This is a genomic window from Pseudoalteromonas sp. P1-16-1b (assembly GCF_001401785.1).
Lineage (GTDB): Bacteria > Pseudomonadota > Gammaproteobacteria > Enterobacterales > Alteromonadaceae > Pseudoalteromonas > Pseudoalteromonas undina.
On record NZ_LKGQ01000034.1, the window covers coordinates 1 to 22,876 of the forward strand.

Here is a 22,876-nt window from a genome sequence, read left to right on the forward strand (position 1 = left end):
TTTTAGTGTCCCCATCGTCTAGAGGCCTAGGACACCGCCCTTTCACGGCGGTAACAGGGGTTCGAATCCCCTTGGGGACGCCACTTACTTTTTCTAAAGTAGGTATGTGTTATTAAGATAAAAAACTTTCTGTTCAAGCACTTCTTACGTTCGTCTATAAAATACCTCTCTAAATTAAATATTTAGGTTTATCAAAGCCTAGAGTCACGATATTCACTCAAGTATTGTTCAACCTCAAAAGACTTAATTAAAAGTATCTGTGTTTTTTATTCAGGGCTTATAAATATTCTACTTGTTAATCTACATAAAACTTCCAAAAAATGAGGAGGATTTATGGCAAGTGGATGGGCGCGAGATGGCGCAATTCAAGATCAAATAGATGCAAGTGTTAATGATGCAGTGCAATACGCAAGAAGTAACCTAATCTCAGGAGCGAGCGCTGAGCTTTGTGATGAGTGTGACGAGAGAATACCACAGGCAAGAAGGTTAGCATTACCAGGCGTGCGCTACTGTATTTCATGCCAAGCGGAATTAGAAGGGCTACCAAGTAATGCTAACGCGTTTAATCGCCGTGGCAGTAAAGATAGTCAATTACGATAAAGGTGCTCAAGGCACCTTTTTTTATGGGTAAAATACTACCCGTGATTATTTATGATTTTTTCTGAATAAGTTCAATTGAGTAGCCATCTGGATCTTTTACAAACGCAATTTCTGTTGTACCACCCTTTACTGGTCCTGGTTCACGGCTAACGTTACCACCAGCGCCCTTAATATCTTCACAGGCTTTATAAATATCATCAAACTCAATGGCGATATGACCATAGGCATTACCTAAATCGTAGCTGTCGGTATCCCAGTTATAGGTTAGTTCAAGTACTGTCGTGTCAGTTTCATCACCGTATCCTACAAAGGCGAGGGTGTAGCGGTACTCTTCGTTATCAGCACGGCGTAACTCTTTCATACCGAGCACTTGAGTATAAAACGCAATTGATTTATCTAGATCAGCAACCCGTAACATGGTGTGTAGTAAACGCATTTAAACCCTCTTAAAATTCACATAAATTTTGATAACGCAGCCATTTTATAACGACTACCGCTGCGCTGTTAAAATATCAATAATCCGATTATAAATTATTTCTGTGAGCATCACAGTATCATCGCCATTAGTATTTATAAACTGTACAACGACCGTATCGATATCCTTATAATAACGAGCAATGCTTGAATACCCTAATACCCAACCCGTGTGTTCATACTTATAAAGCGATGTATACAAAGCTTGCTCTTGTTCGTCGAAAAAAGCGCCTTTGTTTAAAGCAATAAGAAAGTCGCCTATATCTTGTGCGGTAGCCACATAGCCTTGATCGAGTGCTTTAAAATCATTCTCATAACCTACGTAGTAACCACTCATCAAATCTACTAAATTTATTTCATGCACTGATGAAAACGTGTTCGTTAGGCCCAGTGGCGTTAAAATTTCATCTTTAATATATTGGTTGTGATCATAACCCAGTACGTTAGACATAATTTTTCTCAGCAACAAATAATTAGTATTAGAATAGCCATAATCAGCATCAGGGCTAAAGTCCGCGGGTTCATCGAGCACTAATGCAAGTGGATCAGGGTAGGTGATTGACCAATCAAAATTATCGGTGTCTGTGTAATTGGGTATGCCACTTTTGTGTTTTACCATCATTCGCAATGTAATTTTATCTGCGTTTTCAATGCGCCCAATTAATGATGGAAGATAATCAGCCAGTGTTTTATCTATTTCAATACGTCCAATGGCTGCAAGCTTAGTTAAAGCTGCTGCATCATATAACTTTCGAATGCTGCCAATTTTAAAAAGTGCATTAGGGTATGCGGGTATTTTTTGCTCTCGATCATGCCAACCATTTGCAAAATATTCAGGTTGCTGTCCTTGTTTATGAATATAAACAATAATGCCATCAATTCCTTGTTCAATAGCCTCTTGTGTTTGTGCTTGAACGTTAGCGGGCAGTGGGTGAAAGTAATATAAAGCAAACTGCCAAGGGGCAAAAATGTATATGCTAGTAAGAGTAACAATGAGAGCTGCAACGCGCAGAAGCGTGAGCGCCTTTTTGTTCTTCAACTGTATCATTGCATTCTGGTCTCATTTATTTTTGGAGTGTGAGGATCAGCTCTTTATTCTACTAAACAGCAATATCATGTGATATTGCTGTTTAGTTATAAGGAGTTCAACTCTATTAAAATATACTTTTTACTTATTAGCTTTGCCCTTAAGAACATAGATTTCGCCATCAAAACTGCCTTGAATTGTTAATCCTTGTCCTGCAAGCTCCTTAAGATAGTCTACATGCTCTTGTGTAATATGTTGCCCCGGAACCAAAAGCGGAATGCCTGGCGGGTAGGGCGTAACTAAACCGGCGCAAATGCGGTTGTTACTTTTGCTAATAGGTACCGATTCGCGCTCGCCATAAAAAGCTTCGCTTGGAATACAGGCTAAGTCTATAGCTGGTAGGTTTTCCGGTAAGCGAGAACGTCGCGTCGATGTGGCTAGTTTTACCTTGCCACTATCGAGTTTTTTCAACGCATTGTATAAACGAATGATCTTCGAACGCGTGCCGCCAAGAGTCAGTAACACCAAAATGGTACTGTGGGTGTATTTTTCTATTTCTAGGCCAATTTCATCGAGAAGATATTTATGAATATCTTTTAATGAATAGGGTAATTCGCTAATGTCGATGAGAATTTTTAGCGGATCGTGACCCATGTTATCACCACTAAAGTGTGGAAATATTTCCATAAAATCTTGTTTACCAAGCACTTTAATTTGTTTGAGTGAAGCCATCTGTTGTTTAAATTCTTCCACATGGTTCAACAAAGCATTGAGTAACTTATAGCCTTCCATCTCCAATTGCTTTTGGCACACATCAAGCGACGCGATAAGCTGATATTTCGGCGATGTACTGGCATAAATACTGTAAATCTCGCGAAAGAAATCAGCATCAAAATCAGGATCGTTAACATGAATATAAGACGCCTGAGAAAACGCCGATACCACTTTATGCGCTGAATGAGTAACATAATCAGCGCCAGCATGAATGGCGGAATAGTAACGTAAGCTTGGATGAAACAGCGAGTAAGCAAACCACGCTTCGTCGATAAACACCTTAATACCATGCTGATGAGCAAATTCTACTACCTGTTTGAGGTCGCTCAGTAGGCCATCGTAAGTACAACCGGTGAGAACCAGTAATTTTGCATCGGTATTTTGTTCTATTGCTTGTTTTATATCAGCCAATGACGGTGGCGCAAAAATCCCATATTTAGGATTTAAAATACTCGACAAATAAATGGGTAAACTGGCTGATTGCAAAATGCCGTAGTGCACAGATTTATGGCAATTACGGTCAATAATCACTTTATCGCCCTTGCGAAGCAGTGTCTGCAAGATGATTTTATTTGAGGTAGATGACCCGTTGGTAACAAAATAGGTATGTTTCACTTCAAACGTTGCCGCAGCTGACTCTTGGGCACGGCCAATGGTATTGGTGCTATCTGATAATGAGCCTAACGAATCGACTGACACCGACAAGTCACCCACGAAAACATTACGGCCATAAAACTGATAAAAATCTTTAATATAAGGAGAATTTCTAAAGCTAGAACCGCCACTATGTCCTGGAGTGTGCCATGAATCATTCGACTCGCCAACATACCGGCGATACGCCGTCCAAAATGGGGTTTCTGAGCGATCATCGAAATCGTTTATCATATAACCTAAAATTGCTTCAGGGTCTGAGATTACTTCATCTTTGAAGAAGAAAGACTCAATCTCCTCCGACTCATTAACGATTTCTAGCCCTTTTGTATCATCACCAATAACATAAACGGGTAACTCAAGGCGGATCCTCTTTAGTTGCTCGATAAAGCGGCTATACATTTTCTCGCCTACTTTATTTTGCACATCCCAACTAAGTACAACAGCTTGAATATCGCCATCTTCTTCAACACACTCAAGCGCTTCTTTAAGTTCAAGACGTTCGATAATATCAATATGAATATCGCTTCGCTCAAAATTAGCAATTGTTTTTGACAAATTCGTTGAAAGCTCTTTTAAGATGCTGGGGTCTTGCTCAATTAACAATATACGAAGTAAGGGTAACATAGAGGGTCCGCACTATAATTTTATTTATGCTCAGTAGCATAACTAAAGGAATGATACTTGTGAAATTAATACTTTGAAAATGTGCCAATAACTGCTTTTAGTTCGGGTGCAGATATAAGCGTTTATTTAATTAATTTGCAGTATAAGAAAGTGCAAGGTGCCAAAGTTAGGCACCTGCATTAGGAAATTGTACGTGTTGATCGAAGAGCACTCGCCATATAGTTATTCAGTTTTACCTTTAAACTCACACAAGTCTTTAATAATACAGCTACCACACTTAGGTTTTCGGGTAACAAAGGTATAGCGACCATGTAAAATGAGCCAGTGGAGTACATCGACTTTGAACTCTTTGGGGATCACTTTTTCGAGTTTTTGCTCAACCGCAACCACGTCTTAATCCATGGCAAGTTTAGTACGGTTAGATACACGGAAAATATGCGTGTCGACATCGATTGTGGGTCAGCCAAAATATAATGAACGTAGAACGAAAATACTTTCTTTTGCAAGCTGCTTTGAGCGAGAAGCAGACGGTCAGGTAAACTCGTTTTTGGACAAAAACGTGTTAGAGCCGAAGAACCGCTCTGTGCTAGAGAAAGATGTTGGTAACGCCTTGCTAGCGCAATACAAAAGCTACCACAGCAGCTTGCCACTATGCCACTGCTAACGTGTCAGTGTCTTTATGCGGCTCCAATTCGATCTCGTAATCTTCTTGGTAATTATCGAGTGCCTTAACAACGCTTTGAACATCCACTTTAAAGAACTCTTTGCGATGATTTACTAGGTTGACTCTTTGTTTGCTGAATTCGTTATGTAGAAATTTCTCTAAACTGGGGGCATCTTCCGAATATATATATGCGTGGACATCAAACAGTTCTGGTACAGAAGCATCTCCGAGTTCTTTGACTCTCTCATCTGGATCTGCTCTTCGAGTCATGCCAATTTTTACCATCCCCTCCCCAAATGACACTCTATTAGAGATTATATAAACGTAACCAGCTCGTGTTTGTTGAGCGAGCGATTGTGCGCGAACCTCTCTTTTCTTCAACACTTCCAGTTCCAATTTGTGCAGCTCGTACAGTTCCTTTTGCTCATCAGAGCTGGACTCTAGTTTGCTCAACTCCTGCGCAACCAGCTTCTCCATAATCTCACGATCTTTCCTAGCTTTATTCGCAGCATCAATTATACGCTTTTCTTCTCGCTCTGCTTCTTTTGCTATACGTGCTTCCTCACGTTGTTCTTCTTTGATGTCAGCTTTGATCTGGTTCAATTCATATGTTAGTAGGAGCTCTTTATTCTTTAACCTGAAATAACTTTCAGACAATTGCGTCTTAACTATACGGCCTGAGTTGTTTATATCGTCGAATGTTTCACGGGCGCGTTGAGATAGCCTATTGATGTTGTTCCAATCAACCATTGAACATGCCGCTTTAAACTCATTATCTAAACAGCGGATCCGGAGTTTTATTTCACGATTGAATAGTTTTGTAGCGCCAGCTTTGCGACCATTAACTCTTACGTCTTTACTCATACTGCAGATACAAGCTGTTTTGTTTTTTACCATTTCCTTTAAGTCTTCTTTAACTTGAGCAAGTTTTGCTTCAATTTTTCTGACTTCTTTCGTTTCCGATATAAATGCGTAAGAAGTATCATCAGAGGTACCCACGCCAAGGTTGTACAATGAAAGCTTTTTTTTGTTGTCACGTAGTCTACTGAATGTTTTATTGTACTTTATCTGTAAGTCTGAATATTTCTCTTTAATTTGTTTTAGCTTGTCTTCTGCCCTCGATACAGGGAAGTACGCATCTCTAACTTTCTTACCATCTGCTTCGACCATTTCAAGCGCTGCGCATGATTTCCTCCACAAGAAAAATGCACCTAATGCACAAATGAATAATATAATTGTTATGAGCATGGTTATGTCCTTATATTGATGCCGGAATTGACCCAGTTAGGTTTTCGTGCGATTGCTTGTTCATTGCTTCACGAATCAAAATACTTTCTCTGTATTCCTTGGCTTCTACATCAAAGTACCAGTCGCTTGACACATTCAGTTCGTCCATTGCAGCTTTTACTTGCTGGGGGCTTACCTTGAAAAACTCCTTTCGATTGTTTTCCACATTCACTCGTTGTTCGTCAAACTTTCTATGAAGTTTCTTCTCTATTTCTGGAGCATTCTGCACAAATGCCATCGTGTGCACATCAAATTTAAACGGTACGCTTGCGTCACCGAGTTCATTAATGCGATCCATCGGTTCGAGTCTACGAGTCATTCCGATTTTAACAACACCCTCTCCAAAACTACCTAGGTTTGAAATGACATATATGTAGCCGACCTTTGTGATCTGTGCTTGCGAGGTTGCGCGTTGAAATTTATTTTCTAACTTGGCAATTTCAGATTTCATCTTTTGGATTCTTTCTTCCATGACTTTAGCGCTTGCCCCTTGCAGTTTTAAAGCTAAGGCTTGGGCTTTTTTCAGATCAGAGCTCCGGTAAGATATTTCGTCTTCAAGGTCATCGGCTTCATCTCCGGATTGATTATTTTGCTCACGGAGGATAGCTTGTTGTTTTTTCCTCTCCGCTTTCTGTCTTTCTCTGTATAAAAGTTCTCGATGCCAAGCGTTTAACTCATTGATTTTCAAATTAAAGAATTCTACTGAGATGGTTACATTAGCCGTCTCGCCCAGTTTACCAAGTTGTTCGTTTACACGATGTAGTTTATTAACCGCCGTATCATAAGTTGAATGGCGCATTGTTTTTCGTATGGCATCAAATTCTGCATTGAATGCTTTGAGCGAAAGATATCGGTAATCTTCGACCATTCGTGCACCAGTTTTTTCGCAGCCAAACCATTCCCATTTTGAGTATGCGTCTGTTGCCAGGCCTCTGCTTATGACACGATACTGATCCGCATAACATTTATTGATTTGAGCTTTAAGTTCCTCTCTGTCATCAAAGCTATAAACAGGTGGCAGTAACCCAACTTCGATATATTGTCTCTCTAGCTCAAGCTTCTCAGTGGATTCCTCGAGTGTTTTAAAATGTTCTTGACCAGAAGTGATTTTCCTTTTCACTTCTTCTAACTCACCTTCAAGTTTGGCAACCTGATTTTCAACAGATTCCTTTTCAAGGTTTTCCTTTTGACGTTGAATTTCAGCAATTTGTTCAATTCGTTTCGTGTGATTAGATTTCGCTTTGATGGCGAGAACAATTATGGCTCCGCAAAATAGCGCCCATAAGTAAACGTGTATGTCTATTCCCTCAATCATATTTCCCTTCATTTTATTATGCTTTTGGATTACCTTATCTTTTGTATGGAATATATTCAACACTACCTCCGACCAGTAACTTCCTTAATCGTACTTTTGTCGAAATCCAAACCATAATTACCATATCAACATGCTCAGCTTTTACATTTATTAACGTGTAGTGGTTTTCAATTATTGTCGGGCTGAACTAGTCGATGAAAATTACTTTCATGCTGTCCTTGAAGCCGTAAAGGGTATTGCAGAACGAATTCGCAATATGTCATCTTTAACAACAGATGGCGCAGATCTATTTAATACCGCACTTTCTGTTAAGCACCCAATCTTAAAGATAAACGCTCTGATAACAGATACAGAAATCAGTGAACAAAAAGGCTTTAGCAATATGATTGTAGGGTTGTTTGGCGCAGTTAGGAATCCTGTAGCTCATGCGCCAAAAACATCGTGGCCCATGAGTGAGCTAGATGCACTGGATATTTTGTCAACGGTATCATTTATTCACAGGAAGCTAGACAATGCCCATTAAAGCTAAAATTGTGTGTAACACCCGTGTTAACAAGGCTATCAAAAATCGTTCCGGCCAAAAAACGGCCTCCACTGGACGCGCTAACGCGTGTCTTTTATAGCGGCGTTACAAATGTCCGCTTGTGGCACAAAGCAGGCTTTAATTACTCTGTTTTCTCTTTAAACTCACACAAGTCTTCAATAATACAGCTGCCGCACTTAGGCTTACGCGCCACGCAAGTATAACGACCATGTAAAATGAGCCAGTGGTGTACATCGACTTTGAATTCTTTGGGGATCACTTTTTCGAGCTTTTGCTCAACCGCTACAACGTCTTTACCCATGGCAAGTTTAGTACGGTTAGAAACACGGAAAATATGCGTATCAACTGCAATTGTCGGCCAGCCAAAAGCAGTGTTCAGTACTACATTAGCAGTTTTACGACCAACGCCAGGCAGGGCTTCTAGGGCTTCACGATTCTCAGGCACTTCACCGTTATGCTGATCTACCAATATTTGGCACATTTTATATACATTGGCTGCTTTTGAATTAAATAAGCCGATGGTTTTTATGTAATCACGTAGTGTGTCGTGGCCAATATCTAAAATGGCTTGTGGTGTATTAGCAACCGGAAATAATTTACGAGTGGCTTTATTTACCCCAACATCGGTGGCTTGTGCTGAGAGCGTAACGGCAACTAACAACTCAAATGGGCTTGAATATTCAAGCTCCGTTTCAGGATGTGGATTGTCGTCGCGTAAGCGAGTAAGTATTTGGTGACGTTTTTCTTTATTCATATAACTTAAAACGCATTAGCTTTATTAGGTTAATGCGTTTTCCCCTTAAGTTAAGCTAGTTACACGCGCTCTAGGGCCTTTTTCAGCTTCTGGCGGTGCGACTTGTTTTGATTTTATTTGTGCATCAATTACATTTTTAGCGGCAATCAGCAGACCAAGCCCTAAGAATGCGCCCGGTGGTAAAATGGCCAGTAAAAACTGGCTATCAAAGCTAAACACCTCAATGCGCAATATAGCAGCCCAAGGCCCGAGTAATAAATCGGCACCATCAAATAATGTGCCTTGTCCAACCAGCTCTCGCATAGCGCCAAGTACAACCAGAACCAACATAAAGCCTAAGCCCATCATCAAGCCATCAAAGGCGGATAAGTGCACTGGATTTTTTGAGGCAAACGCTTCTGCACGGCCAATAATGGCGCAGTTGGTTACAATTAACGGAATGAAAATCCCTAAAGATTGGTAAAGGCCAAAAGTGTAAGCGTTCATTAACAGCTGCACAATTGTTACAAAACCGGCAATAATCATCACAAACACAGGTATTCTAATATCTTTAGGTACCCAGTTACGCACTATTGATACGGTAATATTAGAGCCCACTAATACCAATAAGGTTGCTAAGCCTAAACCTAGCGCATTAGTAATTGTAGAGGTAACAGCGAGTAAAGGGCATAAACCTAATAACTGTACCAAGGCGGGGTTATTTCCCCATAAGCCTTCTTTGTAAAGGGTTTTTAATTCGCTCATGGCGTTACCTCTGGGCATGCGTTTGCTGCTGTGAACAGAGCATCAAAGTTATCTTGTGCATAAAGTACCGCGTTTTTGACTGAGCCTACAACGGCACGAGGTGTAATTGTAGCGCCAGTAAACTGGTCAAACTGGCCGCCGTCTTTTTTAACAGCCCAACGATCGTCGCTTTCGCTTTGTACTGTTTTTGCATTAAATGTGGTGATCCAGTCTGATTTTTTTATTTCAACTTTATCACCTAAACCTGGTGTTTCTTCATGTTTGGTTACCCTTACACCCGCAATGGTACCATCGCGATATACTGCACTGAGTAAGTTTATATCACCACTGTAGCCGCTAGGGGTGACATGACGAATGACTAATGCCACAGGTTCGTTATCTTTTCGGGCACGATAAATAACTTGGTTATCGTATGGCCCTAGTAATGGATCAGATATAATTACACAATCTTGCGATAGCTCATTGCTGTATTTGGAATGCGGCAATACTTCTTGAAGCTGATTAGTTAACTGCAACTGCTCTTGCTCTGCAATTTTATCAGCGGTAAGTGTATTAATTGTGGCAACGAGTCCAGTTGTTAGTAACGCAAACCCACACAATATTGCGCCATTTTTTACCATTGAAGAAATAATCATTTTACTGCTCCATGGCCATAGGTTCTTGGTTGTGTATAGTAATCGATTAGCGGTACCGCTATGTTTATTAGCAACACCCCAAATGCAACTGCATCAGGAAAACCACCAAAGGTGCGAATTAAATACACAATTAAACCAATTGCTGCACCATAAATAAGGCGACCTCGATTGGTGGTTGCAGCTGATACAGGATCGGTGGCGATAAAAAAGGCCCCCAGCATAGTTGCACCACTAAACAAGTGAAACACCACACCAGGCTCTGTACCTGGCGAGGCAATATAAGCAATTGCTGCGCATAAGCTTAAGCTTGCAATAAAACTCACTGGTATATGCCAGTTAATTACTTTTGTTTTTAACAGGTAAAGGCCGCCGAGTAAGAAGGCTAAGTTAACCCATCCCCAACCTAGGCCAGTCCACTCATTAAATACGCTCTTTTGCATGCTCTCTGTCACTGTTAGTCCGTGAGCAATATCTGTTTTTAAGGTATCAAGTGGGGTAGCCATTGTGCTGCCGTCTATTCCTACTCGGAGCTGATCTAAGCTGTATCCTAACGTGGTAAAGTCGCTAAAGATTAAGCTTAACTGCTGGCTAAAAGTAATACCCGTATTAAGTAATTCTGTAACGGGTAACCAAGCAGTCATTTGCACAGGGAACGACACTAATAAAAGCACATAGGCTGCCATTGCAGGGTTAAATAAATTAAACCCTAAACCACCATATAGCTGTTTAACAATAACTATGGCAAACAAACACCCTATAACAATAATCCACCAAGGCGCTAAAGGCGGAATACTTATTGCCAATAACACACCGGTAAGCCATGCACTGCCATCGCTTAATGCAGGCCAAATAGGGCGCTTACGCATTAACATAACGGCTGCTTCAAACGCGCTTACACACACTAACGCCAATAATAATTGGATAAGGACACCGGTGCCAAAAAATACAACTTGCGCAATAACACCAGGAATACAAGCCGCAATTACAGTTAACATTAACCGTGTCACAGATTTGTGACTATGATTATGGGGTGAACTGGCCATGGTTAGTTTCATGACTGATCATTTCCTTCTTTTTGTTGCTTTTTAGCTTTAGCGCGAGCAATAGCGGCGGCTACGGCGGCTTTCTTTTTTTCTTGAGCTGTTTGTTGTGAACCTTCTGAAGGTTCATCGTTGCCTTGTGGCTCAGTGTTTTCACTTTGTTTTGCTAATTCATCAGCTTGCGCTGCTTTTTTGGCTTTAGCGCGGGCAATGGCTGCAGCGACGGCAGCTTTTTTATCATCGGCAGCAACTGGAGATTCACTTGCAGTGTCATCGCTTGCTGTTTGCTCATTAGCTTGCGCTGCCTTTTTAGCTTTAGCGCGGGCAATGGCGGCAGCAACGGCGGCTTTTTTATCATCTGCAGCAACTGGAGATTCACTTGCTATGTCATCGTTTGGTGTTTGCTCAGCAGCTTGCGCTGCCTTTTTAGCTTTAGCACGGGCGATGGCTGCAGCGACGGCAGCTTTTTTATCATCGGCAGCAACTGGAGATTCACTTGCAGTGTCATCACTTGCTGCCTGCTCATTTGCTTGTGCTGCTTTTTTGGCTTTAGCACGGGCAATAGCGGCAGCGACGGCGGCTTTTTTATCACCGGCAGCGACGGGTGATTCACTTGCAGTGTCATCGCTTGCTGTTTCCTCATTAGTTTGTGCTGCTTTTTTGGCTTTAGCACGGGCAATGGCTGCAGCGACGGCGGCTTTTTTATCATCTGCAGCAGCTGGAGATTCACTTGCAGTGTCATCGCTTGCTGTTTGCTCATTAGCTTGTGCTGCCTTTTTGGCTTTAGCGCGGGCAATAGCGGCTGCAACTGCTGACTTTTTGTCATCTACAGCTTCGTCATCACCATTATTTTGTGCTTTTTGCTCTTTATAAAGGCGAGCTTGCTCTTTACGTGCTGCGCGCTCTTTTGCAACTTCACTGTTATCTGGCTCAAGTTCGCCACCTTGTTTTTTAGCTTTAGCACGCGCAATTGCCGCTGCTACAGCTGATTTATTGTCACCATCGCTGGTTTTATCTTTAACGCGGGCAAGGGCATCGGCTACTTTTTGCTGCTCTTCGGTAGATTTAGCTGCAGGTTTACGTTTATGGCGATTTTTTCGCTCAGCTTGCTCTTGCTCTAAACGCGCTTTACGTGCATCAAATCGTTCTTTAGCGCGATCAGATTTTATCTTCTCGGCAATTTGCTCTTTAATCTCAACTTTTGCAACGCGGTAGTACTGAACGAGTGGTATTTCACTTGGGCAAACATAGGCACACGCGCCACATTCAATACAATCAAATAAGTTATGTTCTTGGAGTTTGTCGTATTCTTTTGATTTAGCAAACCACTGTAACTGCTGTGGTAACAATGAAGCAGGGCACGCATCTGCACAGGCACTACAGCGAATACAGGCTTTTTCTGGGCCAGGCTCTGCTAATTCTTTATGATCTGGAGCAAGTATGCAGTTTGTTGTTTTAACAACGCCAATACGAACCGTGGGTAAGGTAAAGCCCATCATAGGGCCGCCCATAACGACGCGCTGTTGCGGCACAGGTGAAAATCCCTGACAATCAAGTAAGTGTTTTATCTCAGTACCTAATAGCGCCCATACATTACCTGGATTATGTATAGTATTGCCGGTAACGGTAACAACACGTTCAATTAACGGTTTACCTTCGTATACGGCTTGCTGAATCGCAAATAAAGTACCTGTGTTATGTACTAAAATGCCGATATCAGCAGGGATACCGCCGTTTGGTACTTCACGGTTAGTGAGCAGTTTTATTAGCTGTTTTTCACCGCCAGAGGGATAAACAGTAGGCACGGTTTGTATTAAAATATGCTCGTTATGCTTCGCCGCTTCTGTCATGGCTGTGATAGCTTCGGGCTTATTATCTTCAATACCAATAATACACAGGGTAGGATTGAGCAGCTGTTGCATGAGCTCAATACCTTTGATTATTTCAGCGGCATGTTCGCGCATTAAAGTATCGTCAGCCGTGATGTAAGGTTCACACTCAACCGCGTTCACGATTAAAAACTCAATCGGCTGCTTAATATCTGCTTTAACGTAGGTTGGAAAACCTGCGCCTCCCATACCAGAAATACCCGCATTATGAATAACATCAACGAGTTCATCGTGTGATGCATTGGCTGGGTTTGCTAAAGGCGATATTTCACACCAGGTATCTTTGCCATCGGGTTCAATAATAATGCTTAATTCAGGCAAAGCAGAAGGGTGTGCTGATGGCATAGGCGTAATATCAATAATAGTGCCTGATGTAGGTGCATGCACAGGTACCGACCAGTTAGCAGAAGGCTTAGTTAATGGTTGACCTTTTAATACGTGCTGGCTTTTTTCTACAATTAACTTGCCGCTAGCGCCAATATGCTGCTTTAAAGGTAGAACGAGTTTTTCAGGCAAAGGAAGGCGCGCAATAGGCGCATTATTAGATAATGACTTTTGCTGCGGAGGATGTACGCCGCCAGGAAATGCCCAAACGGTGCCTTTTTTTATTTGTTCAAGTAACTTTTCCACTCAAACCTCTAATCTATTTGGGTAACAGGAATAGCGTCTAGTTGCCATTTCCAAGTTTGTTTTGTTGGTGCAACTGGTAGCATGTCAATACAATCGACCGGACAAGGTTCAACGCACAAGTCACAGCCTGTACATTCGTCAATTAGAACGGTGTGCATTTGTCGGGTTGCACCAACAATGGCATCAACAGGGCAGGCTTGAATACATTTGGTACAACCAATACATTCATCTTCGCGAATGTAGGCCACTGTTTTAACTGGCTCGGCTTGTTCGCCGCCGGCTAGAGGCTTAGCCTCAACACCCATCAAATCAGCCAACTTTTTAACTGTCGCATCACCACCGGGTGGGCACTTGTTTATCTCATCGCCATTGGCAATGGCTTCTGCATACGGGCGACAACCAGGATAACCACATTGACCACATTGTGTTTGTGGCAAAATGGTATCGATTTGCTCCACTACAGGATTACCTTCAACTCGAAAACGTACGGCTGCAAATCCTAAAATTAATCCGAAAATTAACGCCAGTAAACCCAGCGCTATTAAAGCGTACAACAAGGTCATATTAAAACTTCACTAATCCAGTAAAACCCATAAAGGCCATTGACATTAAACCTGCCGTTATCATTGCGATTGAAGCACCTTTAAATGGAGTGGGAACATCTGCTGCGGCTAGGCGTTCGCGTAATGCCGCAAATAAAACTAAAACTAATGAAAAACCCACTGCAGCACCAAACCCATAAACGGCAGATTGTAAAAAGGTGTGATCTTCTTTGATATTTAATAAAGCAACACCGAGTACTGCACAGTTAGTCGTTATTAAAGGTAAAAATATTCCCAATAAACGATATAGCGTTGGACTGGTTTTTCTAACAACCATTTCAGTAAATTGAACAACCACTGCAATAACTAAAATAAAGCTCATTGTTTTCAGGTAGGTGATATCTAGTGGTAATAAAATATACTCGTTTACTAAATAACTGGTCACAGAGGCAAGCGTTAGCACAAAGGTAGTTGCTAAAGACATACCTATGGCTGTATCAAGTTTTCCTGATACACCCATAAACGGGCAAAGGCCTAAAAATTGTACTAATACAAAGTTGTTAACTAACACTGTTCCAATTAATAACAAGACGTATTCTGTCATGTGTGCCTCACGCTAATAAAATCCCGTGTATTATCCTTTTTTCTACTGCGATTAACAACACGTTGAGTGATTATCAGTTAAATAAACAACGTTAAATAATGGGCTAATTGTAAAGGGTTAAATTTAAGGGAGTTTGCAATTAAAAAACTGTCAGCATTTTAACGGCTGAACAGTCATAAAAGCACACTTTAAAAAGTAAAAAAGAGCATAAATGCTCTTTTTTATTATTAAATAGGATAATTAGTTAGATGTCTTTAGGCTTTTCAATATAGTAACCTTGGACACCATCAAGGCATAGGGTTTCTACAATATGCTTTTCTTCTTGGCTTTCAACGCCCTCTGCAAAAACACTAACGCCAATTCTATGAGCAAGGTCGACCATTAAACGCATAAAGTATTGATTGTTTTTATCGTCCTCTAAACCTCGGGTATAGCTTGCATCCATTTTAATAAAATCTGGTTTTAAATCTCTGAAAAATTTAAATGAGGTGAGCCCGACACCAAAGCGTTCTACAGTTATTCTGGCACCAACGCGATGCACCATATCAATAAAGCGTTTGCTTGCTTTAATGTTTTGTTGAAGACCAAATTCACTCACTTCAAAAATTAACTTAGAAGCAATATGCGTATCTTTAAGTAAACGGCGCTCTAACCAAATCATAAACTGGTCGCTATGCGCGCTTGAAGGGGTAATATTTAAGCCAAAATACTTTTCAGATAAATTACTCGATTTTATTCTTTCTAAAGATGAGTCTATTATCAGCTTGTCAATTTCAATAGCCATATCTAGCTTTTCAGCCATTGCTAAAAATGAAGCAGTAGGCAAAGCTTGGTTTTCTTCTGTTTTGAAGCGGGCTTGAATTTCAGCATAGGCTTTAATGCTTTTGCCTAAAGGCATAATATTTTGGATCACCAAATGGACGCTTTTAGACTCAATTACTTCGTTAATCACTTTACGCCAGTTTTGGTTACCAAATCCTGCGCTCACATTATTAACTAGATCAGTATCACGTTGCACATGCCACGCATTAGCTTGCTTAGACTGCGCCATGCTCATTGCATTATCAACAATAGAGAGTAACTCACCCAAAGGTTTTGATTTTTCGTACCCCACAATACCAGTGTTTGCAACCGAGCTAAGCTCTTGGTTTTGCATATATTGAGTAAAGCGAGATTGTAAGTTCTCACCAAATTTTTCGGCTTCTTTCAACGGGGTATTTGGTAAAATTGTTATAAAATCAGAGCTGTTAACTCTAAAAACTTGGCTGCCGGAATAGGTGCCACTGATGCTGACAATAATATCTGCAACGGCTTTAATGTACTCATCACCTTTTTGATAACCGCGGCTTTGATTTATAGACTGCAACTCACTACAGCGAACGAGTGCTAAAGAGCCAAATGTACTTACTTCGGTGTTTTCAATATTCTTTTCGTAGTAATCAACAAACATGTTGCGATTACCTAACTCAGTAACACCGTCTTTGTAGGCTTCACGTTTTATTGTGTGTGCAGCATTTTTTATATTGTCATTTTTACTTTTTAAAAAGTGCGACAAACGATTAAAGCTAGGAATTAAACTTTTCCCTAACTTAGCTAACTCTGGCGAGTCAATTTTAGTTGCAAAGTCATCGCCTAGTTGATTTTGGTTTATGTAAATATCGATGACATCAGCAACGTCCGTACATATATTGTCATTAATGTGCTTAACTATGGTTTTCATTAATGCAATAGGTATTAGAGCGAGTAGGGTGCTAATAATTAAAATTATAAAAAAAGCAGCTTGAAACTGCTCACTCAAGTGAGTGATATTAATTTTAAATTCAACTTTTATATCGGCGTTATCATTAGTGGCATACTGAGGGCGCACTGAGTTGTTGCTTGACTGAATAAGTTCGGCAATAACAGGCAATTGCGGTGCGTTGTTAACTGAAAATACTTCAGCACCTTGATAATCACGTAAGGTAAAGTGTGAAAAGGTTTCACTGCTTGCAAGTGTGTTTTTTAAGTTATCAGCAGAGAGGTCAGTTGCAGATAGGTTTTTAATATATTGCTCGACTGTCGCTTGCGCATTTTTTTGAGCTTTACCGATGGCACTATCAAAATTTTGGCTAATAAAATAACAGCCAGCGGTCACAAGAATCAACCAAGCCATCAGTTGTATAAAAATAAGTTTTTTAAAAGCTGCCATTGTTTAATCTTTATATGTCAAAGGGGAGGACACAACCTCATGATTATTAAAATAATTATAGCTTGATAGAGAAAGTTATCAAATAGTTAGTTTTTGTAATCAAAAAGTTTTTGTTTTAAAAGAGAAATGGTAGAGCAAATTTGAAGAGATGTCTATGAAAGTGTAGTAAATTGGCTCCCCCTCCCCGACTCGAACGGGGGACCTGCGGATTAACAGTCCGTCGCTCTAACCAACTGAGCTAAGGGGGAACTAAAATATACTTTTTATGACTTGGCTCCCCCTCCCCGACTCGAACGGGGGACCTGCGGATTAACAGTCCGTCGCTCTAACCAACTGAGCTAAGGGGGAACTACATCATAAACATAAACTTGGCTCCCCCTCCCCGACTCGAACGGGGGACCTGCGGATTAACAGTCCGTCGCTCTAACCAACTGAGCTAAGGGGGAATCGTTTATGGCTGAAAAACTTGGCTCCCCCTCCCCGACTCGAACGGGGGACCTGCGGATTAACAGTCCGTCGCTCTAACCAACTGAGCTAAGGGGGAAGCGTCTTGCCTTTCAACGGGGCGAAATATTAATGACCGCATAGCAAAGTGTCAACATATAAAAGATCATAAATTCAAAAAAGAGGTCTATTCGTTGTTTTTATGTGCAATCTGCGCGTTTTATAACACTATTTAAGTAAAGCGTAGTGATATTGTTTTACAAAAACAGCGTAATATTTGAATCAAGTAAGGATCTTTATCCAATAAAAGTTGCCATAAAATTTAAAAAAGTAGCTTTTAGTAATAAAAAACTGGTCTATTTCCTTTATTTTTAAAAAGACTTTATAAACGTATTTAAAATAAATACCTCACTTTTACTTTGTATCGTTAAAGTTTGTTGAACTAAATTTAAATGAAAGACGTAATAGATAGTTTCTATGTTGATTAAAATAAAATGTTTGTAGAGTTATGTGGGGTTTGTATAAAAACAGAGCAATCAAAGGGTTGGCTATTTATTCAACATAAATATGGTTTTGCATTAAATAAACAAATAATCTCGTTTTAATGAGTTACAAAACCATTTTGCGCTGTTTCCATATTGATAACGTAAAAAAACCACAACACTGTTAAATTTGCACCGGGTTGTAGCCCTTTATAAACGCGGGGTTGAATGAGTTATCCACGGTTTCTGTGGATAACTCTGTTTATTAAACTTTAAGAACATCAGCACCCCCAGCACTGTAGGGCGCTACAACGATTTCAAGTATTAAAAAGCTTTTTTTTTATATATTAAAAAACAAAGGCTTATGATTCAGCTTAGATAGCCACCTAAACGATAAATAAAATTTTTCGTGACGATAAAGCATCATCGCTAACTGTGTAATAAAGCAACAAAATCTAAAAGGTAAATGTTGCAAAAGTTACATAAATGTATTTAATTTGATTTTTAATGTGTTTGTGCAAAATTTATTTACAACAGCGTAAAAGTAATAGTTTGTAGATTAAAGGCTGATTTAGTTGTTTAGATTTAATAAAGCATGGCTTGAACTCTCCGGATGCTTTAAAATATGCCGTTCAGTAAAAGAGGCTTATTTATTTTATGCGCGCACATTCTCAATCACATACTCGCCCTGATTTACTCACTGCTCCAATCTTGCCTACGTTAAAGAAAATGACCGTTCCAATGATCTTTGGGATGATTACCCTGATGATGTTCAACATAGTTGATACTTTTTTTATTAGTTTATTGGGTACAGAGCCGCTTGCTGCAGTTAGTTTTACATTTCCTGTTACTTTTACCGTGATTAGTTTAGCAATTGGTTTAGGTATAGGGACTTCTGCGGTTATTGCAAAAGCATTAGGCAGTAACAATTTAGAAGAAGCGCGTTTTGATGCCAGTGTTTCGTTGTTGGTAGCGGTAATATTAGTATTAATTTTATCTGCTAGTGGCTATCTATTGATTGATCCAATATTTACGTTGCTTGGGGCTGGGGAGCAAGTACTCCCGCTAATTCATCAGTATATTAGTATTTGGTTTTTGGGCAGTGTGTTTTTAATTACCCCAATGATTGGCAATTCTGTACTGCGTGCGAGCGGTGATACTAAAACACCGAGTATTATTATGGGGGGGGCTGGACTTATAAATGCCGTACTCGATCCTATGCTGATTTTTGGCTTTGGTCCCATTCCCGCATTAGGCATTAAAGGGGCTGCTATTGCCAGTGTAATAGCTTGGGCAGTTGGAGTGGCGATTATTTTATACATATTAATTGCTAAAAAGCAGTTACTTAGTTTAAAAGCGGGCAAACAAACTGTTATTGGTGCAATTCGTAAAATTTTAAAAATTGGTTTACCGGCAGCGGGTGCTAACATGCTCACCCCAGTTGCTATGGCAGTAATGACTGCATTGGTTGCTCATCATGGCCCCGAAGCCGTGGCTGCTTTTGGGGTAGGGAGTCGAATAGAGTCAATAGCGAGTTTAGTGGTATTAGCCTTGTCGATGACCTTGCCACCTTTTATTAGCCAAAACTTTGGAGCGAGTCATTTTTCTCGCGTAAAAGATGCCTACCTAGGTACGCTCAAGTTTGTAATGTTGTGGCAGTTCATTATCTATATTATTTTAATTATTTTTTCAGGCGTCATTAGTGAAATATTTGGTAAAGAGCAAGCGGTTGTTGATGTCATCAAGCTGTTTATTTATACCATTCCTTTAAGTTATGGCTTGCAAGGAGTGATCATTTTATCAAACTCCTCGTTTAACGCTTTACACAAACCCATGAACGCCTTAGTTTTAAGCGTTATTCGATTGTTTGTTTTTTATATTCCCTTTGCGTATATCGGGAACGAACTTGCAGGCTTAATCGGCTTGTTTATTGGCGCGGCCATTGGTAATTTATTTACAGCACTTGTAGCCTACAAGTGGTTTATGAAAGAAATTGAAGCGTTAAGCAGTCAAGCATTACAGGAGTGTAGTCATTGAGCGATCATTTTCAGCTAGTATCAAAATTTAAACCCGCAGGGGATCAGCCAACCGCTATTGCTCAGTTGTGTGAAGGCTTAGAAGCCGGACTGGCCCAGCAAACCTTATTAGGCGCAACGGGAACAGGTAAAACGTTCACTATGGCTAACATTATTAGTGATTTAAACCGGCCAACTATTATTATGGCGCATAATAAAACCTTAGCGGCTCAGTTGTATGGCGAAATGAAAGAATTTTTTCCACACAATGCGGTTGAATACTTTGTATCTTACTACGATTACTACCAACCTGAAGCCTATGTGGTAGCCAGCGACACCTTTATCGAAAAAGACGCATCTATTAATGAGCATATAGAGCAAATGCGACTCAGCGCCACCAAAGCGCTTTTAGAGCGACGCGATACCATCATCGTTGCGTCAGTATCGGCAATTTATGGTTTGGGCGATCCTGACTCATACATGAAAATGATGCTCCTTTTAAAAGTGGGTGAAAAGGTCGACCAACGTGACATGCTGCGCCGTCTTGCAGAGCTACAATATACGCGAAACGATATTGATTTTAGTCGCGGTACATACCGCGTTCGTGGTGAAGTAGTTGATATATTTCCAGCTGAATCAGACACCTATGCAGTGCGTGTAGAAATGTTTGATGACGAAGTTGAACGCTTAAGTATTTTTGACCCCTTAACCGGTGCGGTAGAAAAACACATAGTGCGTGCCACTATTTATCCTAAAACTCACTATGTAACGCCACGAGAAAAAATTCTCGAAGCCATAGAAAAAATTAAAACCGAACTTAAAGAGCGCAGAGCACAATTGCTCAGCGCAAATAAGTTAGTCGAAGAGCAACGCATAGCTCAGCGTACCCAATACGATATAGAAATGATGACCGAGCTTGGTTATTGCTCTGGTATTGAAAACTACAGCCGTTATTTATCGGGGCGTACACCTGGCGATCCACCGCCAACATTACTGGACTATTTACCCGACGATGCATTAATGATTATTGATGAATCGCACGTAACCGTATCGCAAATCGGTGCCATGTATAAAGGTGATAGAAGCCGTAAAGAAAACCTCGTTGAATATGGTTTTAGAATGCCTTCAGCTATGGATAACAGGCCACTGCGTTTTGAAGAGTTTGAGGCCATTGCACCACAAACCATTTATGTATCGGCCACCCCGGGCGACTTTGAATTAGAGCGCAGCAACGGCGAAGTTGCAGAGCAGGTTATTCGTCCAACCGGCTTACTTGACCCTGTTATTGAAGTGCGCCCGGTAGGCGATCAGGTTGATGATTTACTCTCAGAAATTTACAAATGTGTTGAATTAAAAGAGCGAGTGCTTGTAACCACGCTTACCAAACGTATGGCTGAGGATTTGACCGACTACCTGAGTGAGCACAATGTAAAAGTACGTTATTTACACTCTGACATTGATACCGTAGAGCGGGTAGAAATTATTCGTGATTTACGTGCCGGTGTATTTGATGTGTTAGTAGGCATTAACTTACTACGTGAAGGCTTAGATATGCCAGAAGTTGCACTAGTGGCTATTTTAGATGCCGATAAAGAAGGCTTTTTACGTTCAGCACGCTCACTTATTCAAACAATAGGCCGTGCGGCGCGCCACCTTGATGGTCGTGCCATTTTATACGGTGACAGAGTGACTAAATCGATGGCTAAAGCCATTGAGGAAACTGACCGACGCCGAGAAATACAGCATGCTTATAATGTTAAGCATGGTATTGAACCTAGTGCATTAGTTAAAAAGATACTTGATGTAATGGATGTAGGCCAAGATGCTTCACCGCAAGACAACCTACAGCTTATTCGTAAAGAATCTAAAAAAATCCTCAGTGCTAAAGAAATTGCAACGCAAATTAAGCAGTTAGAAACCAAAATGCATGCGTATGCCAGCGATTTAGAATTTGAAAAAGCCGCCTCAGTGCGCGACGAAATACATGAACTACAACAACAGTTGATTAATTAAATGACAACCGATTTTACTCCTCTTATGAATGCTTTGGCAGACACGCCTTTTTCCGATAACGAGCTTTGCCGCGTATTTCATGGACGCGGCCACAGTGTTGAAGCGCTTAGCCATATTAACTTAGACTTTTATCCACCGAGTTTGTTTTTGGTGTCATACAGTGAAATTGATGAGGCAACACTCACTACGCTTACCGATACGTTATGGCAGTGGGCACAACAACATCATCCAGAGCTAATTACTGCATTGGTGTATCAACAGCGAGCTGGGCTACAAAGCCATAACACCCTTGTTCACGGTCAACTGCCAGTTCGTCATAGCGTAGCCGAAAATGGGGTGCGTTTTTTGGTTGATTTAATGAGTAAGCAAAACACCGGTATTTTTCCTGATATGCGAAAAGGCCGTGAGTTTGTCATGCAAAATAGTAAGCACGCCAAAGTACTTAATTTGTTTTCTTATACCTGTGGTTTTTCGGTTGCGGCTATGCACGGCGGAGCAGATCATGTGATGAACATGGATATGAGCAAAGGTGTGTTAAAAGTGGGTAAGCAAAACCACCAACTCAATAATGTCGATCGTGGGGTCAGTTTTTTACCGCACGATATTTTAAAGTCGTTTGGTAAGCTAAAAAAAGCCGCACCGTTTGATTTAATTATTGTTGATCCGCCCAGTTTTCAAAAAGGCAGTTTTATTTTAACTAAAGACTATCAAAAAGTGCTGCGCAGACTTCCTGAGCTTTTAAACGATACTACACAGTTATTGCTATGCGCTAATAGCCCAGAGCTTACAGAAAACGATTTTAAAGCACTTATTGAAGAGCATACTCAAGGTTCTTTTGAGTTTGTTAAACGCCTAGAACCTACCGATCGCTTTATTGAAATTGATAGCGATAAAAGCTTAAAAGCATTGGTGTACAAAACAAAAACATAGTGA

19 protein-coding genes, 5 tRNA genes and 1 pseudogene are annotated in these 22,876 nt (G+C 40.6%); 7 read left to right on the forward strand and 18 right to left on the reverse strand.

Translation table 11 applies throughout. From position 1 onward, the window contains the following. The first annotated feature begins 7 nt into the window (after nucleotides 1-7). Together AN392_RS17110 and AN392_RS17115 are read left to right on the forward strand one after the other, a co-directional pair. Nucleotides 8-83: transfer RNA gene (locus tag AN392_RS17110), tRNA-Glu, on the forward strand. Nucleotides 84-333: 250 nt separating this feature from the next. After that, nucleotides 334-600, forward strand: coding sequence for a DksA/TraR family C4-type zinc finger protein (locus AN392_RS17115; protein WP_055013360.1), 267 nt, complete (start codon nucleotides 334-336; stop codon nucleotides 598-600). A 49-nt stretch (nucleotides 601-649) separates the two neighbouring features. Here the strand turns inward: AN392_RS17115 and gloA are convergent, their stop codons facing one another. The 4 genes and pseudogenes from gloA to AN392_RS18540 all read right to left on the reverse strand — a co-directional run. After that, nucleotides 650-1,036 (reverse strand): lactoylglutathione lyase, encoded by a 387-nt coding sequence (gene gloA, locus AN392_RS17120; protein WP_055013361.1) that lies wholly within the window; start codon nucleotides 1,034-1,036, stop codon nucleotides 650-652. Between the two features lie 54 nt (nucleotides 1,037-1,090). Continuing rightward, nucleotides 1,091-2,122, reverse strand: a complete 1,032-nt coding sequence (locus AN392_RS17125) for a serine hydrolase (RefSeq protein WP_055013362.1) — start codon at nucleotides 2,120-2,122, stop codon at nucleotides 1,091-1,093. A gap of 120 nt (nucleotides 2,123-2,242) precedes the next feature. After that, nucleotides 2,243-4,153, reverse strand: a complete 1,911-nt coding sequence (locus AN392_RS17130; protein WP_055013363.1) for an aminotransferase class V-fold PLP-dependent enzyme — start codon at nucleotides 4,151-4,153, stop codon at nucleotides 2,243-2,245. Nucleotides 4,154-4,375: 222 nt separating this feature from the next. After that, a pseudogene (locus AN392_RS18540) lies at nucleotides 4,376-4,612 on the reverse strand (endonuclease III); the annotation flags it as partial. Between AN392_RS18540 and AN392_RS18675 the strand changes: the two are divergent. Next, on the forward strand, nucleotides 4,593-4,817 hold the full coding sequence (locus AN392_RS18675; protein ID WP_200908293.1) for a hypothetical protein: 225 nt from the start codon (nucleotides 4,593-4,595) through the stop codon (nucleotides 4,815-4,817). The pseudogene AN392_RS18540 and the gene AN392_RS18675 overlap by 20 nt on opposite strands. Here AN392_RS18675 and AN392_RS17140 read toward each other — a convergent pair. Both AN392_RS17140 and AN392_RS18680 read right to left on the reverse strand, forming a co-directional pair. After that, entirely contained in the window at nucleotides 4,803-6,065 is a 1,263-nt protein-coding gene (locus AN392_RS17140) for a DUF4041 domain-containing protein (RefSeq protein ID WP_055013364.1), read from the reverse strand. The two genes, AN392_RS18675 and AN392_RS17140, sit on opposite strands and share 15 nt — an antisense overlap. A gap of 10 nt (nucleotides 6,066-6,075) precedes the next feature. Further along, nucleotides 6,076-7,431 carry a DUF4041 domain-containing protein gene (locus AN392_RS18680; protein WP_200908292.1) on the reverse strand — a complete coding sequence of 452 codons (1,356 nt, stop codon included), beginning with the start codon at nucleotides 7,429-7,431 and terminating at the stop codon, nucleotides 6,076-6,078. 148 nt (nucleotides 7,432-7,579) lie between these two features. On the opposite strand from AN392_RS18680, the gene AN392_RS17150 reads away from it, so the two are divergent. After that, entirely contained in the window at nucleotides 7,580-7,942 is a 363-nt protein-coding gene (locus tag AN392_RS17150; RefSeq protein ID WP_055013366.1) for a TIGR02391 family protein, read from the forward strand. 142 nt (nucleotides 7,943-8,084) lie between these two features. On the opposite strand, the gene nth is transcribed toward AN392_RS17150, so the two are convergent. The 12 genes from nth to AN392_RS17210 form a co-directional block, all read right to left on the reverse strand. Then, nucleotides 8,085-8,717 (reverse strand): endonuclease III, encoded by a 633-nt coding sequence (nth, locus tag AN392_RS17155; RefSeq protein WP_055013367.1) that lies wholly within the window; start codon nucleotides 8,715-8,717, stop codon nucleotides 8,085-8,087. Between the two features lie 45 nt (nucleotides 8,718-8,762). Then, nucleotides 8,763-9,461, reverse strand: a complete 699-nt coding sequence (locus AN392_RS17160) for an electron transport complex subunit E (RefSeq protein ID WP_010388435.1) — start codon at nucleotides 9,459-9,461, stop codon at nucleotides 8,763-8,765. Then, a complete protein-coding gene (gene rsxG, locus AN392_RS17165) occupies nucleotides 9,458-10,096 on the reverse strand; it encodes an electron transport complex subunit RsxG (protein WP_055013368.1) in 639 nt (212 codons plus the stop codon). Before rsxG ends, AN392_RS17160 begins: the two co-directional genes overlap by 4 nt. Then, the gene (rsxD, locus tag AN392_RS17170) at nucleotides 10,093-11,151 is read right to left on the reverse strand and encodes an electron transport complex subunit RsxD (protein ID WP_055013369.1); all 1,059 of its coding nucleotides are present in this window, start codon (nucleotides 11,149-11,151) and stop codon (nucleotides 10,093-10,095) included. The genes rsxG and rsxD overlap by 4 nt, the downstream gene beginning before the upstream one ends. Further along, nucleotides 11,148-13,655, reverse strand: a complete 2,508-nt coding sequence (rsxC, locus tag AN392_RS17175) for an electron transport complex subunit RsxC (protein WP_055013370.1) — start codon at nucleotides 13,653-13,655, stop codon at nucleotides 11,148-11,150. Before rsxC ends, rsxD begins: the two co-directional genes overlap by 4 nt. A gap of 8 nt (nucleotides 13,656-13,663) precedes the next feature. Further along, nucleotides 13,664-14,218 (reverse strand): electron transport complex subunit RsxB, encoded by a 555-nt coding sequence (gene rsxB, locus AN392_RS17180; protein WP_008115242.1) that lies wholly within the window; start codon nucleotides 14,216-14,218, stop codon nucleotides 13,664-13,666. A 1-nt stretch (nucleotide 14,219) separates the two neighbouring features. Then, nucleotides 14,220-14,801 (reverse strand): electron transport complex subunit RsxA, encoded by a 582-nt coding sequence (rsxA, locus tag AN392_RS17185; protein WP_008115244.1) that lies wholly within the window; start codon nucleotides 14,799-14,801, stop codon nucleotides 14,220-14,222. Nucleotides 14,802-15,045: 244 nt separating this feature from the next. After that, nucleotides 15,046-16,989 (reverse strand): GGDEF domain-containing protein, encoded by a 1,944-nt coding sequence (locus AN392_RS17190; RefSeq protein WP_055013371.1) that lies wholly within the window; start codon nucleotides 16,987-16,989, stop codon nucleotides 15,046-15,048. 171 nt (nucleotides 16,990-17,160) lie between these two features. Further along, a tRNA-Asn gene (locus tag AN392_RS17195) sits at nucleotides 17,161-17,237 on the reverse strand. 23 nt (nucleotides 17,238-17,260) lie between these two features. After that, a tRNA-Asn gene (locus AN392_RS17200) sits at nucleotides 17,261-17,337 on the reverse strand. A gap of 21 nt (nucleotides 17,338-17,358) precedes the next feature. After that, nucleotides 17,359-17,435: transfer RNA gene (locus tag AN392_RS17205), tRNA-Asn, on the reverse strand. A 21-nt stretch (nucleotides 17,436-17,456) separates the two neighbouring features. Next, nucleotides 17,457-17,533, reverse strand: a tRNA-Asn gene (locus AN392_RS17210). A 1,039-nt stretch (nucleotides 17,534-18,572) separates the two neighbouring features. Here AN392_RS17210 and AN392_RS17215 point away from each other — a divergent pair. Genes AN392_RS17215 through AN392_RS17225 form a run of 3 tightly spaced genes read left to right on the forward strand, consistent with a single transcriptional unit; the run spans nucleotide 18,573 to nucleotide 22,873 of the window. Then, nucleotides 18,573-19,952, forward strand: coding sequence for an MATE family efflux transporter (locus AN392_RS17215; protein ID WP_055013372.1), 1,380 nt, complete (start codon nucleotides 18,573-18,575; stop codon nucleotides 19,950-19,952). Further along, the gene (uvrB, locus tag AN392_RS17220; RefSeq protein ID WP_055013373.1) at nucleotides 19,949-21,943 is read left to right on the forward strand and encodes an excinuclease ABC subunit UvrB; all 1,995 of its coding nucleotides are present in this window, start codon (nucleotides 19,949-19,951) and stop codon (nucleotides 21,941-21,943) included. The genes AN392_RS17215 and uvrB overlap by 4 nt, the downstream gene beginning before the upstream one ends. Then, the gene (locus AN392_RS17225; RefSeq protein WP_055013374.1) at nucleotides 21,944-22,873 is read left to right on the forward strand and encodes a class I SAM-dependent methyltransferase; all 930 of its coding nucleotides are present in this window, start codon (nucleotides 21,944-21,946) and stop codon (nucleotides 22,871-22,873) included. Nucleotides 22,874-22,876: the final 3 nt, after the last annotated feature.